This window comes from Tenacibaculum aquaeponti (assembly GCF_052084715.1).
Classification (GTDB): domain Bacteria; phylum Bacteroidota; class Bacteroidia; order Flavobacteriales; family Flavobacteriaceae; genus Polaribacter.
The window spans coordinates 225218-241108 of the sequence record NZ_CP197288.1 but is presented as its reverse complement, the minus strand read 5'-3'; the positions used below and the strand labels follow the sequence as shown (position 1 = coordinate 241108).

General features: G+C 32.0%; 11 protein-coding genes and 1 other RNA gene. 3 read left to right on the top strand and 9 right to left on the bottom strand.

Translation table 11 applies throughout. The features are described from left to right. Nucleotides 1-86 precede the first annotated feature (86 nt). The 5 genes from ACSIGC_RS01125 to ACSIGC_RS01105 all read right to left on the bottom strand — a co-directional run bounded on the left by ACSIGC_RS01125 (nucleotide 87) and on the right by ACSIGC_RS01105 (nucleotide 7930). Nucleotides 87-2354, bottom strand: a complete 2268-nt coding sequence (locus tag ACSIGC_RS01125) for an aconitate hydratase (protein ID WP_442266345.1) — start codon at nucleotides 2352-2354, stop codon at nucleotides 87-89. A gap of 152 nt (nucleotides 2355-2506) precedes the next feature. Continuing rightward, nucleotides 2507-5281 (bottom strand): bifunctional aconitate hydratase 2/2-methylisocitrate dehydratase, encoded by a 2775-nt coding sequence (locus tag ACSIGC_RS01120; protein ID WP_442266344.1) that lies wholly within the window; start codon nucleotides 5279-5281, stop codon nucleotides 2507-2509. Between the two features lie 409 nt (nucleotides 5282-5690). After that, an RNA gene (gene rnpB / locus ACSIGC_RS01115) (RNase P RNA component class A) lies at nucleotides 5691-6006 on the bottom strand. Between the two features lie 159 nt (nucleotides 6007-6165). Further along, entirely contained in the window at nucleotides 6166-7290 is a 1125-nt protein-coding gene (gene dnaJ, locus ACSIGC_RS01110) for a molecular chaperone DnaJ (RefSeq protein ID WP_442266343.1), read from the bottom strand. A gap of 55 nt (nucleotides 7291-7345) precedes the next feature. Next, nucleotides 7346-7930 carry a nucleotide exchange factor GrpE gene (locus tag ACSIGC_RS01105; RefSeq protein WP_442266342.1) on the bottom strand — a complete coding sequence of 195 codons (585 nt, stop codon included), beginning with the start codon at nucleotides 7928-7930 and terminating at the stop codon, nucleotides 7346-7348. Nucleotides 7931-8130: 200 nt separating this feature from the next. Here ACSIGC_RS01105 and ACSIGC_RS01100 point away from each other — a divergent pair, with 200 nt between their 5' ends. Beyond that, nucleotides 8131-8322 (top strand): hypothetical protein, encoded by a 192-nt coding sequence (locus ACSIGC_RS01100; protein ID WP_442266341.1) that lies wholly within the window; start codon nucleotides 8131-8133, stop codon nucleotides 8320-8322. A 56-nt stretch (nucleotides 8323-8378) separates the two neighbouring features. On the opposite strand, the gene murA is transcribed toward ACSIGC_RS01100, so the two are convergent. From murA to ACSIGC_RS01085, 3 genes are all read right to left on the bottom strand, one after another. Continuing rightward, complete coding sequence (gene murA / locus ACSIGC_RS01095; protein ID WP_442266340.1) at nucleotides 8379-9692, bottom strand: UDP-N-acetylglucosamine 1-carboxyvinyltransferase; 1314 nt, start codon at nucleotides 9690-9692, stop codon at nucleotides 8379-8381. Next, nucleotides 9693-10331: a DUF4290 domain-containing protein gene (locus ACSIGC_RS01090; RefSeq protein ID WP_442266339.1), complete on the bottom strand. Its 639-nt coding sequence runs from the start codon at nucleotides 10329-10331 to the stop codon at nucleotides 9693-9695. 101 nt (nucleotides 10332-10432) lie between these two features. After that, nucleotides 10433-12760, bottom strand: a complete 2328-nt coding sequence (locus ACSIGC_RS01085) for an ATP-dependent helicase (RefSeq protein WP_442266338.1) — start codon at nucleotides 12758-12760, stop codon at nucleotides 10433-10435. A 188-nt stretch (nucleotides 12761-12948) separates the two neighbouring features. Here ACSIGC_RS01085 and ACSIGC_RS01080 point away from each other — a divergent pair, with 188 nt between their 5' ends. Together ACSIGC_RS01080 and ACSIGC_RS01075 are read left to right on the top strand one after the other, a co-directional pair. Then, entirely contained in the window at nucleotides 12949-14220 is a 1272-nt protein-coding gene (locus tag ACSIGC_RS01080; protein ID WP_442266337.1) for an amidohydrolase, read from the top strand. Nucleotides 14221-14228: 8 nt separating this feature from the next. After that, on the top strand, nucleotides 14229-14741 hold the full coding sequence (locus tag ACSIGC_RS01075) for a DUF7935 family protein (RefSeq protein WP_442266336.1): 513 nt from the start codon (nucleotides 14229-14231) through the stop codon (nucleotides 14739-14741). Nucleotides 14742-14812: 71 nt separating this feature from the next. Here the strand turns inward: ACSIGC_RS01075 and ACSIGC_RS01070 are convergent, their stop codons facing one another. Beyond that, entirely contained in the window at nucleotides 14813-15889 is a 1077-nt protein-coding gene (locus tag ACSIGC_RS01070; protein WP_442266335.1) for a YncE family protein, read from the bottom strand. Between the last annotated feature and the right edge of the window lie 2 nt (nucleotides 15890-15891).

The window sequence follows — 15891 nt, the reverse complement described above, 5'->3', positions numbered from 1 at the left end:
TTAGTCGATAACCATACTCTTACTTACAAAAAACTCCTGACTTTTTATTCAGGAGTTAATTTAATATCAAAAAAAGTAAATATATTTTAAGCGTTTTGTTTTTTTATTAAATTTAGAGCAGAACCTTCTTTATACCATTCTATTTGACCTTCATTATAAGTATGGTTTACTTTTATTTCGTCTTTTGAACCATCGGAATGCACAACCTCAATTGTTAATTGTTTTCCTGAAGCAAATTCATTTAAATCTAAAAAATTAAATGTATCATCTTCTTGAATTAAATCATAATCTAATTCATTAGCAAAAGTTAAACCTAACATTCCTTGCTTTTTTAGGTTTGTTTCATGGATACGAGCAAATGATTTAACAATGACTGCTACTACACCTAAATGACGTGGTTCCATTGCGGCATGCTCACGAGAAGAACCTTCTCCATAATTATGATCTCCAACAACTACAGTAGGAATACCTGCTGCTTTATAAGCTCTTTGCGTTGCTGGTACGGCATCATACTCACCGTTAATCTGGCTTTTTACAAAATTTGTTTGTTTATTAAACGCATTTACTGCCCCAATTAAACAGTTGTTTGATATATTATCTAAATGTCCTCTATAACGTAACCATGGACCTGCCATAGAAATGTGATCAGTTGTACATTTACCAAAAGCTTTAATTAAAAGTTTGGCTCCTTTAATTTCGCTTCCGATAGGTGTAAATGGTGTTAATAATTCTAAACGCTCAGAATTTGGATTTACAATTACTTCTACTCCGCTTCCGTCGGCAACTGGTTCTAAATATCCATTCTCTTTAACTTCAAAACCTTTTGGAGGTAATTCCCATCCTGTTGGTTCATCAAGCTTAACTTCTTCACCATTTTCATTTATTAATGTATCTGTAATTGGATTAAAATCTAATCTCCCAGCAATTGCAATTGCTGCAACTAATTCAGGTGAAGCTACAAAAGCATGCGTATTTGGATTTCCATCTGCTCGTTTAGCAAAGTTTCTATTGAAAGAATGTACAATACTGTTCTTAGGTGCATTTTTTGGATCTTCATAACGCCCCCATTGTCCGATACATGGTCCACAAGCATTAGTGAAAATTTTAGCATCAAGTTTTTCAAAAACTTGTAAGATACCATCACGTTCAGCTGTGTAACGAACTTGTTCTGAACCAGGATTAATTCCAAATTCCGCTTTAGTTTTTAATCCTTTATCTAACGCTTGCTGTGCTATTGAAGAAGCACGAGATAAATCTTCATAAGATGAATTTGTACAAGACCCAATTAATCCCCATTCAACTTTTAAAGGCCAATCATTAGTATTTGCTTTTTCTGTCATTTCAGGTCCAGCTGGCGTAGATAAATCAGGTGTAAAAGGTCCATTTAATAATGGTTGTAATTCAGATAAATTAATTTCTATTACTTGATCGAAATATTGTTCAGGATTTGCATAAACTTCTGCATCAGCAGTTAAATAATCTTTTATTTCATTTGCTGCATCAGCAACATCTGCTCTATCTGTAGCACGTAAATAACGTTCCATAGAATCGTCGTAACCAAAAGTAGAAGTTGTTGCTCCAATTTCTGCCCCCATATTACAAATTGTTCCTTTACCAGTACAAGACATTCCTGTCGCTCCTGGTCCGAAGTATTCTACAATAGCATCAGTTCCTCCTTTTACAGTTAAAATTTCTGCTACTTTTAAAATCACATCTTTAGGAGCAGTCCAACCAGATAATTTTCCAGTTAATTTTACTCCTATTAATTTAGGAAACTTTAATTCCCAAGGCATACCCGCCATAACATCAACGGCATCAGCTCCACCAACTCCAATAGCAACCATTCCTAATCCACCAGCATTTACAGTGTGTGAATCTGTACCTATCATCATTCCTCCAGGAAATGCATAATTTTCTAAAACTACTTGGTGAATAATTCCTGCTCCTGGTTTCCAGAAACCAATTCCGTATTTATTTGAAACTGATTCTAAGAAATTAAATACTTCATTACTTATGTTTAATGCATTTTGCAAATCTGTACTTGCTCCTTCTTTTGCTTGAATTAAATGATCACAGTGTACAGTAGTTGGAACAGCTACTTTATCTTTACCTGCCTGCATGAATTGTAGTAACGCCATTTGAGCTGTTGCATCTTGACATGCCACTCTATCTGGTGCAAAATCTACATAATCTTTACCTCTTTGAAAAGCTTTAGATGGATTACCATCCCAAAGGTGTGTATATAATATTTTTTCTGCTAATGTTAACGGTTTACCTGTAATCTTTCGAGCAGCATCTACTCTTTCAACTACTTTAGCGTAAACCTCTTTTATCATATTAATATCGAAAGCCATGAACTATAAGTTTTAGTTTGTAGACTAATTTACCAAAAAAACGTAATAGAAATTCGTAACCTATTTTAATTATAATGAGTTTAAATAAGGTATTGAAATAAAAAAAGCCCAAGTAAAACTTGGGCTCTATAATATGATATAAAAGTTGTTAATTAAACAACTAATAGCTTTTGTGATGGCTTGAATTTAGTTAACACAATACCTTCAACAGCTGCTTGATATTCTTCTAATGTTGGGGTTCTTCCTAAAATTGAAGATAACACAACTACAGGAGTTGATGATAATAATGATTCTCCTTTTTTCTCTTGTGAATCTCTAACAACACGACCTTGGAATAAACGAGTAGAAGTTGCCATTACAGTATCTCCTGGCTCTGCTTTTTCTTGGTTCCCCATACAAAGGTTACATCCAGGACGCTCTAAATATAATACATTTTCATACTTTGTACGAGCTGCTGCTTTTGGAGCATCATCATCAAACACAAACCCAGAATACTTAGCTAAAACATCCCAGTCACCTTCTGCTTTTAACTCATCAACAATGTTATATGTTGGAGGAGCTACAACTAAAGGTGCGTTAAATTTAACTTCACCTTGCTGAGCTTCGATATTCTTTAACATTTGAGCTAAAATCTTCATATCTCCTTTGTGAATCATACAAGATCCTACAAAACCTAAATCAACTTTCTTAGTTCCTCCATAGAAAGATAAAGGTTGAATGTTATCGTGTGTATAACGCTTAGAAACATCTTCGTTATTTACATCTGGATCGGCAATCATTGGCTCAACAATCTTGTCTAAGTCAATAACAACTTCAGCATAATATTTAGCATCCGCATCTGGTCTTAAAGCTGGTCTGCTTCCTGATTCTAATTCAGCAATACGGTTGTTAGCTTTATCAACTAAACCTTGTAATACTTGCTTTTCATTATCCATTCCTTTATCGATCATAATTTGAATACGATCTCTAGAAATTACTAATGATTCTATTAATGTTTCATCTTCAGAAATACAAATAGAAGCTTTAGCTTTCATTTCAGCAGTCCAATCTGTAAATGTAAATGCTTGATCAGAAGTTAATGTACCAATGTGAACTTCAATAATTCTTCCTTGGAAAACATTTTCGCCTTCAAATTGATCTAACATTTGTTGTTGTGTAGCATGTACTACATCACGGAAATCCATATATGGAACCATATCTCCTTTGAAGGTCACTTTAACTGACTCAGGAATTGGCATTGTCGCTTCACCTGTTGCTAATGCTAAAGCTACTGTTCCAGAATCTGCTCCGAAAGCAACACCTTTTGCCATTCTTGTGTGAGAATCTCCACCGATAATAACATCCCAATCATCAACTGCTATGTCATTTAATACTTTGTGAATTACATCAGTCATTGCATGGTAAACTCCTTTAGGGTCACGACCAGTAATTAAACCGAAGTCATTCATAAACTTCATTAATCTTGGAATATTAGCCTTAGATTTATCATCCCATACAGAAGCTGTGTGACATCCAGATTGATACCCAGCATCCACGATTGGAGAAATTACAGTAGCTGCCATCATTTCTAACTCTTGAGAAGTCATTAAACCTGTAGTATCCTGAGATCCAACAATATTTACTTCTACACGAGTATTAGAACCTGCATGTAACGTAACTCCTGGAGTATTTCCTACAGCGTTTCTATTGAAAATTTTCTCTACTGCAGTTAATCCTTGACCTTCGATAGAAATTTCTTTAGAAGGAGCATATACTTGAGGCACATCAATACCTAATGCTTTACATGCAAAAGTTTGTAATTTTTTACCGAAAACAACAGCATAAGAACCTCCTGCTTTAATAAACTCCATTTTTTGAGGAGTTAACGCAGTAGAAATATCTTTTAATTCAGTATTTCCGTTGTATAATTTCTTTTCTTTAGTATTGATTGTTAAAACTGTACCTGTTTTAACTGAATAAACTTCTTTTAAGATTGGATCACCATCTTTGTCTACAATAGTATTTCCATTTTCATCTTTTTGCTTCACCCAGTTTTTAAGGTCGATTCCAATACCTCCAGTAACACCAACTGTAGTTAAGAAGATTGGAGCAATACCATTTGTTCCAGCAATTACTGGTGCAATATTGATAAAAGGTACATATGGACTAGAAGGAATACCTGTCCATAAAGCCACGTTATTTACACCTGACATACGAGAAGAACCAACTCCCATTGTTCCTTTTTCTGCTATTAACATTACACGCTTATCTGGGTGTTGCTTTTGTAATGCTAATAATTCGTTCTGCATATCTTTATTATGCTCGAACATAGATTGACCGTGTAATTCACGATCTGATCTTGAGTGTGCATCTGCACCTGGAGAAAGTAAATCTGTAGAGATATCTCCAACTCCTGCTATATAAGTTACAACTTGAATTTCTTCATCAACCTCTGGTAATTTAGTAAAGAATTCCGCTTTAGCATAGCTTTCGATAATATCTTTAGCTAAACTATTACCATTTTTCATAGCATTCTCTAAACGCTCAGTATCTGCCTCATATAAGAATACTTGTGTTTTTAAAACTTTTGCAGCTTCTTCAGCAATGCTTAAATCGTTTCCTAATGCTAAATCTAAAAGTACTTCAATTGAAGGACCTCCTTTCATATGTGATAACTGTTCAAAAGCAAAAGTAGGTGTAATCTCCTCTACTATAGATTCTCCAAGGATAATCTCTTTTAAAAACTTTGCTTTTACACCAGCTGCACTTGTTGTACCTGGTAATGTATTATAAATAAAGAAATTAAGAGACTCTTTTCTGTGCTCGTTATTTACATCTTTAATTTGTGAGATAATTTCACTAAGTAATTCGCTGCCATCAATTGGCTTAGGATGTAAACCTAGCTCTTTTCTTTCTTCAATCTCTTTTAGGTAATCTTGGTAGTTCATAATAGAAAAATCTTTTCAATGTTAAAGGCAATTTTATCAATTAGTTATTTACACCTAATCTTACTTTGCCATAGTTAATTGTAACAATGTCGTTTGTATAGTTGCATATCATCTGCAAGACTATTCTAGTTTATTGTCCTCTGTAAATTTTATTAATAAGACTCGATTTTTATAATCTGCTTACAAACGTAAATTACACAGTAAATGTTTATAATTTTAAGTCTGGCGAATTTACAAATTTTCATTCATATTTGAAAATAATATAACGTTTTCGGTTAAACATTAAATATTACATAATAAAAACATTTTTAAAAAGATGTTTTTTATTAATTTACTAAAAAAGAAAACGTAAATTATCAATTTCACAATTTTAAACATTAGATTTTGAGATAAAAAAAATATTTTAGAAGAAAAAAGCAGACCAATAAGCCGGATTCTGTTACTTTTTAATACAAAAAAGCCCTTATCATTTATCTAGTTAGTGCATTACTGCAAAAATCTATCTGCCTACCCCTTAGAATCGTGCGAGTAACACTCGAGCTCTAATATACGTGGCATTGCACCGCATAGAGTTTACCTGATTTCACTACAGCATTACCTGTACATTCTTTCTGTTGCACTTGTCCTCAGTTTACACTGGACGGATGTTATCCGCTATGCTTACTCTTTGGTGTCCGGACTTTCCTCTAAGAAATAAATTCCTAGCGATAAGGCTGGTCTGCTAATTTATTTTTTTCACTTATTAGCTTTCATAAAAAAACCCACTCAAAGATTGAGTGGGAAAATTGCTATGAAAAAGAAAAAGTATCTGGAACGTCTTCCAGACACTACAAATATATAACTTTTTTTAACTTTCTACAAAAAAAAATAAAAAAATATTCTTTTTAAGAAAACATATCTTTTACCCTATCAAAAAATGACTTATCAGTTTTTTGCGGGTTTGGTGAAAAATTATCATCTACCAACATAGATTCGAAGAACTTACGTTGTTCTTTTGTTAATTCTTGCGGTGTCCATACATTAATATGAATTAAGAAATCACCTGTACCATATCTTTCTATACTTGGTAAACCTTTACCTTTTAATCTTAAAATTTTTCCTGATTGAGTACCAGCATCTATTTTAATTTTAACTTTTCCTGTTACAGTTTCAATCTCTTTCGATGCTCCTAATACAGCTTCAGAAAAATTAATGTACAAATCATAATGTAAATTACTTCCTTCTCGTTTAATTGCTTCGTGCTGTACTTCTTCAATTAACACTAACAAGTCTCCTGGAATAGAATTTTTACCTGGTGCTTCGTTTCCTTTACCTCCAACCTTTAACTGTACTCCTTCTGTTACACCTTCAGGAATATTAATTGAAACCGTTTCTTCTTTAACAACCATTCCTTGAGCATCAGCGTCATTAGGACGTTTGTCAATCATCTCTCCTGCTCCTTGACAAGTTGAACAAGTAGTTGCAGTTTGCATTCTACCTAAAATGGTATTTGTTACACGCATTATTTGTCCAGTTCCATTACAAGTACTACATGTCTTATATGATACTCCTTCTGCCTGTATTTTTCTACGAACCTTTACCTTTTTCTCTACACCTTTGGCTATTTCTTCTAAAGTAAGTTTAACTCTAATTCGAAGATTCCCTCCCTTAACTCTAGCTCTTCCTCGACTTCCACCTCCGAATCCACCAAATCCACCACCGAAGGCACCTCCGAAAATGTCTCCGAATTGACTAAAGATATCATCCATATTCATTCCGCCACCACCGAAACCACCGGCACCTCCTTCAAATGCAGCATGACCATATTGATCGTAACGTGCTTTCTTCTGCTCATCACTTAAAACTTCATAAGCTTCTGCACATAATTTAAACTTCTCTTCTGCTTCTTTGTTATCAGGATTTTTATCTGGGTGATATTTAATAGCCATCTTACGATATGCCTTCTTTATCTCTGCTTGAGTAGCTGATTTAGCTACACCTAATACTTCGTAATAATCTTGCTTTGCCATGTCTTTTCAATTATGAATGAACAATTATCATTAACTTTTAACAATTGATCAATCTTTACGCCTGTCCTACAACAACTTTGGGGTGACGAATAATTTTATCTCCAAGTTTATAACCTTTTTCTACGCAATCTATGATCTTCCCTTTTAAATCGTCTGAAGGTGCTGGAATTTGTGTTATAGCTTCATGTGTATCTGCATCAAAAATATCTCCTTGATTTACCTCAATAGAAGATAAACCTTTTTGTTCTAGAGTTTTAATTAGTTTTTGATAAATTAATAAAACTCCTTTCCTTAATTCCTCTGCTTCTTTATCATCTTCAATATGTGTTAAAGCTCTTTCAAAATCATCCAAAATTGGCAGTAAAACTGTCATTAATTCCTGGTTTGCTGTTTTAAAAAGCTCCACTCTTTCTCTTGAAGTACGTTTTTTGTAATTTTCAAATTCTGCAAATAAACGCAAATATTTATCTTTTTCACCTTGTAATAGTTCTTCGAAAGATGGTTTTCCTTCTTCTTCTATAACATCCTCTTCTTTATTCTCTGCTTCATTATCATTAACTTGCTCTTCACTTGATTTATACTCTGCACTTTTCATAGCATCGTTAAACTCATCTTCTTTAGTATATTGATCTTTACTCATTGTAAATCGCTTCTTTAATTTTAGTTTGCAAACTAAAAGCAAGAATACTGCCATCACAAAAAAGATGTCATAATGACATCTTTTTTGTGATTTAAAAATGATTTTTTAACATTTAAAAACTGAATTTATATTTTAATTAACAAGAAAACTTTTTAATTTTATAATTGATAATTTTATTAACCTCATAAATCAAACTTATTATGAAAAACTTATTGAACATTAATGGTGTATCTGTTTTAACCAAAAAAGATCAGAAAACTTTAACTGGCGGAATTCTCTTAATCGATCCAAAATATTGTGGTTGTGATTGTGCTGGTAGAGTAACTGGACCAAAATATTGCGAACAAGTTATTGCTTGCCCACAAGAGTATACTTGCAACGAAGAAATGTAAAAAAAAGCGACTTATAAGTCGCTTTTTTTTTCAAATTAAATATTTATATCATCTATTTAATCTTCTATTCTTTCTATTTTAGCACCTAATGCCTGTAAGCGAGGAACAATTCGTTCATAACCTCTATCGATTTGTTCGATATTATTAATAATACTTGTTCCTTTGGCCGACAAAGCCGCAATTAATAAAGAAATACCAGCTCGAATATCTGGTGAAGTCATTTTTGTTGCTTTTAATTGTGATTGTCTATTATGTCCAATAACAGTGGCCCTATGAGGATCACATAAAATGACTTTAGCACCCATATCAATCAATTTATCCACAAAAAACAATCTACTTTCAAACATTTTCTGATGAATTAAAACTGTTCCTTTTGCTTGTGTAGCAACAACTAGAACAATACTTAATAAATCAGGTGTAAAACCTGGCCAAGGAGCATCAGCTACTGTTAAAACAGATCCATCGATATAATTTTGAATCTCATAGCTTTCTTGAGCAGGAATATAAATATCATCGTTTCTTTTTTCTAACTGTATTCCTAGTTTTCTAAATACATTAGGAATCTGTCCTAAATCCTTCCAACTAACATCTTTAATTGTTAATTCAGATTTAGTCATAGCAGCCATACCGATCCAACTACCTATTTCAATCATATCAGGCAAAATACGGTGTTCACACCCACTTAACTCTTTAACACCTTCAATAGTTAACAAGTTAGAACCAACACCTGTAATTTTAGCTCCCATACTATTCAACATTTTACAAAGTTGTTGTAAGTAAGGCTCACAAGCAGCATTATAAATTGTTGTTTTTCCTTTAGCTAAAACAGCAGCCATTACAATATTTGCTGTTCCTGTTACAGAAGCTTCATCAAGTAACATATCTGTACCTGTTAACCCTGAATCAGTTTCAACTCCATAGAAATATTCTTCTTTATTATAACGGAATTTAGCTCCTAAGTTTATGAAACCTTCAAAGTGCGTATCTAAACGACGTCTTCCTATTTTATCTCCACCAGGGCGAGGAATATATCCTTTTCCAAAACGAGCTAATAAAGGCCCAACGATCATAATAGAACCTCTTAAAGAACTTCCATCTCTTTTAAAATCTGCGCTTTCTAAATATTTTAAATTAATATCATCTGCTTGAAAACTATAAGAGTTATCTCCTAATTTTTCAATCTTAACTCCTAATTCTCCTAGGATGAATATTAATTTATTAACATCAATAATATCAGGAATGTTATTGATAATTACTTTTTCTGCTGTTAATAAAACCGCACATATAATTTGTAATGCTTCGTTTTTTGCTCCTTGAGGGGTTATTGTACCTTTTAGTGGATGTCCTCCTTCAATTTTAAAAGATGCCATTTATTTTTTTCTGTTTTTTGAATTTTTGTTGTGAGTTGATTTCTTTTTTCCTTGCCCTTGATTACTTCTTTGTTTTAATAAAATTTTAATATCTGCCAACTCATCTTCTTTACCTCTATAGTCTATTTCTCCGTCTGTTAATTCGTATAAATGGTCTAATATTACTTCATCATCAACATTATCTTTATTCCAATTTAGATAACATTTTTTCATATGATTAGCTATAGTGTATACTAAGGCTTCTTTCATCTCTCCTTCTTCCCAAGTTAAAACAACATCAATCATGTTTTGAATATTATTTCCGTAAAACCTATACTTAGAAGCCGATTTTGGATAAGGCATCGATTGAGGTTTTTCCTTTAATTCTTCTTGAGAAGGTTTTTCGTAAGGAGAATCAACATCTAATTTAAAATCAGACATGATATGTAATTGATCCCATAACTTATGTTTAAAATCAGGAACATCACGTAAATGAGGTTGTAGATTTCCCATTACATCTATGATAGCTTTGGCCATCGTATTTCTTTCTTCTTTAGTAGGTAACCCTATACAATGATCTACCAATTTTTGAATATGCCTACCATATTCTGGTATTATAAGTTTTGTTCTTCCTGAATTATATTCTAAATCAAACGTCATTTCCTTTAATATATTTAGTGCAAAGTAAGGATTAATTGTCGGTTAACAATTATAGACATATTAATTATTGTTGAATGACAATTATTTTGAGATAATTTCAATTATCCTATCACTTTTAACTTTGCAAATTGTAATAATAATTTTTTCTTTCCTGCTGTAGCAAATTGAATTTCTGCTTTTTTGTTTGGGCCTTTTCCTTCTAAAGCTATAACTTCACCTTTACCAAATCTATTGTGCTCTACAATATTTCCAACAGTAACTTCTCCATCAAAAAGATTGGCTTTAGCTTCTGATAACTCTGAAACTTTTTTCATTTTTCCTTTTTTTGGAAGTAAATGATCTGATTTTTTATCTAAAAACTCTTTTCTTTTCTTTTGAATTGGTTTTTGAAAACGAATCTTTTTAGGAGCATCTCCAAACAAATCCGCATCTATAAATCGATTTGATTTTGGTTCTGGTAATTTTGGTGCTATATACTCTAAAAACTTATCGTCTATTTCTTCTAAAAAACGACTTGGTTCTCCATCTGTAAGTTTCCCCCAACGATATCTGGTTTGCGCATATGTTAAATAAGCTTGCTTTTCTGCTCTTGTTAATGCTACATAGAATAATCGTCTTTCTTCTTCTAACTCTGATCTTGTATTCATACTCATTGCCGAAGGAAATAAATTTTCTTCCATACCAACAATGTAAACATATGGAAATTCTAATCCTTTAGCCAAGTGAATAGTCATTAACGATACACGAGGAGTTTCGTCTTTTTTATCACTATCAAAATCAGTAGCTAGAGCAACATCTTCTAAAAAAATTGGTAGCGAAGCATCTTCTCCTGCTTCAATTTTATCAGTTATAAAATCTTTAATACCGTTTAATAATTCTTGAACGTTTTCAACTTTACTGATTCCTTCAGGAGTTCCGTCTTTTTGTAAATCTTTTACTAACTGTGTTTTCTTTACCACTAAATCTGCAACTTCAAAAGCATTTTTTGTTTGCGATTCAATTTGAAAACGTTGGATCATATTTGCAAAATTCTCGAGCTTTGTTTTTGTTCCTGCGTTTATTTTTAAATCTACAGAAGACATATTCAAAATTACCTCGAAAATTGACTTTTTATAATGATTTGCAGCTATTGCAAGCTTATCTACAGTTGTTTGACCAATTCCCCTAGCAGGATAATTGATCACTCTTTTTAACGCCTCCTCATCGTTAGGATTAATTAGTAAACGTAAATATGATAGTAAATCTTTAATCTCTTTTCTCTGATAGAATGAAATACCTCCATAGATTTTATATTTAATATCTTTTTTACGCAATGCGTCCTCCATAGCTCTCGACTGTGCGTTTGTTCTATATAAAATGGCAAACTCGTTATTTGTTAACTGATGATTCATTTTATTATCGAAAATCGATTGCGCTACAAACCTTCCTTCTTCACCATCAGAAATGGTACGCATTACCTTGATATATCCACCAGACTCATTGGCTGTCCAAACTTCTTTATCTAAACGTGTTTTATTTTTAGCGATTACAGAATTTGCTGCATTTACAATATTACTAGTAGAACGATAATTTTGCTCTAACTTGAATGTTTTTACATCAGGATAATCTTTCTGGAAGTTTAAAATATTCTGAATATTTGCTCCACGGAAAGCATAAATACTTTGAGAATCGTCACCTACCACACAAATATTCTGGAAACGATCTGCTAAAGCTCTAACAATTAAATACTGAGAATGGTTTGTATCTTGGTACTCATCTACCAAAATATATCTAAAACGATCTTGATATCTTGCTAAAACATCTGGAAAACGAGCTAATAATTCATTCGTTCTTAACAATAAATCGTCAAAATCCATTGCTCCAGATTTAAAACAACGATCTACATATTCTTTATAAATATCTCCAACTTTAGGTCTACTTGCCATTAAATCTGCTTCTTGCAAATCAGAATTATTAAAGTAAGCTCTAACTGTTATTAAACTATTTTTAAAAGAAGAAATTCTACTTAGAATTTGTTTTGGTTTATACCGATCTTTATCAAGATTCATTTCTTTAATAATCGTCGTAATTAAACGAACAGCATCTTGTGCATCGTAAATTGTAAAGTTTGACGGATACCCTAACTTATCTGCTTCTGCTCTTAAAATTCTTGCAAAAACAGAGTGAAAAGTTCCCATCCATAAACTCTTAGCTTGACTGTTACCTACTACCTTACCAATCCTCTCTTTCATTTCTCGAGCGGCCTTGTTTGTAAAGGTTAATGATAGAATATTAAAAGGGTCAACACCTTGTTGCATTAAGTAAGCAATCCTGTAAGTTAATACTCTTGTTTTTCCAGAACCTGCTCCAGCAATAATAATCATTGGTCCATCTTTCTGCAATACTGCAGCCCTTTGAGGTTCGTTAAGTTGTTCTAAATAAGTATTCAATGAAAATAAATAATAGGTTGAAAGTAATTCAGTGCTAAATTAAACCATTATTTCCTCTTTTTCTAGTAGTAAAACTCAATTTTATTCACAATTATTTAGATTTTTTAAGAGTATCAGTTGCAAAAACAAATTGTATATTTACCCTTCTAACAAAAACAACCTGGATACTCTTCAAACCTAAGTTTATTATGAAAAAAACACTATTAAGTTTTATTTTATTGCTTTCTTCTATTAGTATTTTATCTCAGAAATTGGATAAAGATTTCACTTCAATTGAAGATAAAGTGATTCAATGGAGAAGACATTTTCATCAAAATCCTGAACTTTCTAACAGAGAATTTAAAACTGCAAAAACTATCGCCAAACATTTAAAAAATCTTGGTATAGAAACCAAAGAAAATGTAGCTAAAACCGGTGTTATTGGAATTTTAAAAGGGAAACAACCCGGAAAAGTAGTTGCTCTACGTGCAGATATAGACGCCTTACCAGTTATAGAACGTAATAATTTACCTTTTAAGTCTACTGTTAAATCTAACTATTTAGGAAAAGATGTTGGTGTTATGCATGCTTGTGGTCATGATACACATACTGCAATTTTAATGGGAGTTGCAGAAATTTTAGCTAAAAATAAAGATCAGATTAAAGGAACAGTAAAATTTATTTTCCAACCTGCTGAAGAAGGTGCACCAGAAGGTGAAGAAGGCGGAGCCGAGCTTATGGTAAAAGAAGGAGTATTAAAAAACCCTGATGTAGATGCTATTTTTGGATTACATATTTCTTCTGGTTTTGATGTTGGAACGATTAGCTATAAATCTGGAGGAATTATGGCTGCGTCTCAAAGTTTTAAAATTAAAGTAAAAGGAAAACAATCGCATGGTTCTAGACCATGGACAGGTATTGATCCAATTATGATATCTGCTAAAATTATTGATGCTTTACAAACTATTATTAGTAGAGAAGTTAATTTAACTAATGAAGGCGCTGTAATTACTGTTGGAAAAATAGACTCTGGTGTACGAAGTAATATCATTCCTGAATCTGCAGAAATGATTGGTACAATTCGTACGTTAGATTATGGAATGCAAAAACAAATTAATGATAGAATGAAAGAAATGGTTCCTGCAATAGCAAAATCATATAGAGCAGAAGCTACTATTGAAATTGAAAAGGGATATCCTATTACTTTTAATAATATTGAACTTACAAAACAAGTTTTGCCTACATTACACAATGTAGCAGGAAAAGAAAACGTTAAGCTTATTAAAGCTATAACTGGAGCTGAAGATTTCTCTTTCTTTCAAAAAGAAGTACCTGGATTTTATTTCTTTTTAGGAGGAAAAACAATTGGAAATGAAAATCCATATCCACATCATACTCCAGATTTCATTATAGATGAAAGTGGTATGCTTTTAGGTGTAAAAACAATGACACAATTAGCTTTAGATTTTTTAAATAATTAACTGAATACATGGAAGATAAAATAATGGAAGGGTTAGCTTACGCATTACCCGCATTAGTAGCAGGAGGCGTAGCTTATTTTATGTTTAGCGCTTTTTTACAAAGAGATGAAAACGAAAAGAAATTCGAAGCATTAATCGCAAAAAAAAGAGAAAGTTTACCTATTAAATTACAAGCCTATGAACGTTTATTACTTTTTTGTGAACGAATTAACCCTGCTAAATTGTTAACTAGAGTGAATCCTATTGGCGACGATGTTAATAGTTATGTACACTTACTTTTAGCTAATATTGAACAAGAGTATGAACACAATATGGTACAACAGATTTATGTACATGAGGATACTTGGAAAGCTGTAGTCGGCTCAAAATTAGCTATCGCTAATAAAATTAGAACTACAGCAGAAAATAGTGAAACAGCAAAAGAATTGAGAGAAAATTTACTTATAGATTACTCACAAATTGAAAGTCCAACCGAAACTGCTATAGCAATTATAAAACAACAAGTAAAGAAGTTGATATAAATAAAAAGGTTACCTAAAATTAGGTAACCTTTTTTAATAGAAAAGAGGACTTCTATCTACAGAAGTATTTCTTAATTAAAATATATTTTTGAAGCTCCTAATGGTGCATCGAAAGTATTTGTTTTTTCATTAGACGATAAATCGAAAATATTGACTTTACTTATATCAGAAAAGCTAGCATCTAATGCATATAATTTTCCATTCTTAACAGACATTCCATAAAAATAACCGTCAACTGCAGTTAATAATTTACTAGTTGCTGGAGATGTTGTATTTATAGCTACTTTGTAAACATCATTAGAAATAGCATAATATAATTGCCCATTTTCTATATCCATTAAAGATGGGTGAACACCTTCTGAAAATTCAATTTCAGAAGTAACAACATTCGTTTGTAAATTAATCGTAGCAATTCCAGCCTGAGTATGCCCTATTACATTAAAATTAGAATCGTATAAAGTTCTTCCTTCAGATAAAACTACTAATTCATTATTTGATTTAAAGAACATTTCGTCTGGTCTATCTTTAACAGTAATTGTACTCACTTCATTATTTGTTAAGTTAATAACAGAAACAATATTGTTATTTGTAAAAGCTCCCTTATGTGTTACATATAACTTTCCATTTTTAAAAGCTATTCTTTCAGGACCATTACCAACAGCTATCTTTTCAATAAATTCAAAAGTATTAATATCAACAACCGCAATAAAATCATCAGTTTCATCACTTGTAGATCCCCAGTTAGTAACGTACCCCCTATTACCAACTACAACAATATATCTTGGTTTAGATAATCCTTCAGTAACCTTTCCTAATTCTTGGAATGAATATCTATTTACTATCGAAATAGTATTTTGATTATCAACTATAATATAAGCGTTATCACCTTCTAAAGTCATAGATTGTAAAAAGGTACCTAAATCTGCACCGTTTACCTTATTATAAATCTTACCTTGTTTTGTTGTATAATCATTAGAAATAAATGTAACAGAACCACTTCCTGCTCCAGAACCTTCTCCAGATATTAATATTCCTTTTTCATAATCTCCCTTAGGTTCATCGGGTACGTTATCATCGTCGCTACACGATACTAAAAATAAAACACTAGTTAAAAATAATGTTTTGAATATAAAATTGATTTTTTTCATTT

Bases quoted from the DNA above. Each gene is read 5' to 3' on its own strand.
- murA (WP_442266340.1), bottom strand. From the start codon at position 9,692: ATGGCATCTTTTAAAATTGAAGGAGGACATCCACTAAAAGGTACAATA.
- ACSIGC_RS01125 (WP_442266345.1), bottom strand. From the start codon at position 2,354: ATGGCTTTCGATATTAATATGATAAAAGAGGTTTACGCTAAAGTAGTT.
- ACSIGC_RS01120 (WP_442266344.1), bottom strand. From the start codon at position 5,281: ATGAACTACCAAGATTACCTAAAAGAGATTGAAGAAAGAAAAGAGCTA.
- ACSIGC_RS01080 (WP_442266337.1), top strand. From the start codon at position 12,949: ATGAAAAAAACACTATTAAGTTTTATTTTATTGCTTTCTTCTATTAGT.
- ACSIGC_RS01075 (WP_442266336.1), top strand. From the start codon at position 14,229: ATGGAAGATAAAATAATGGAAGGGTTAGCTTACGCATTACCCGCATTA.
- ACSIGC_RS01090 (WP_442266339.1), bottom strand. From the start codon at position 10,331: ATGACGTTTGATTTAGAATATAATTCAGGAAGAACAAAACTTATAATA.
- ACSIGC_RS01105 (WP_442266342.1), bottom strand. From the start codon at position 7,930: ATGAGTAAAGATCAATATACTAAAGAAGATGAGTTTAACGATGCTATG.
- dnaJ (WP_442266343.1), bottom strand. From the start codon at position 7,290: ATGGCAAAGCAAGATTATTACGAAGTATTAGGTGTAGCTAAATCAGCT.
- ACSIGC_RS01100 (WP_442266341.1), top strand. From the start codon at position 8,131: ATGAAAAACTTATTGAACATTAATGGTGTATCTGTTTTAACCAAAAAA.
- ACSIGC_RS01070 (WP_442266335.1), bottom strand. From the start codon at position 15,889: ATGAAAAAAATCAATTTTATATTCAAAACATTATTTTTAACTAGTGTT.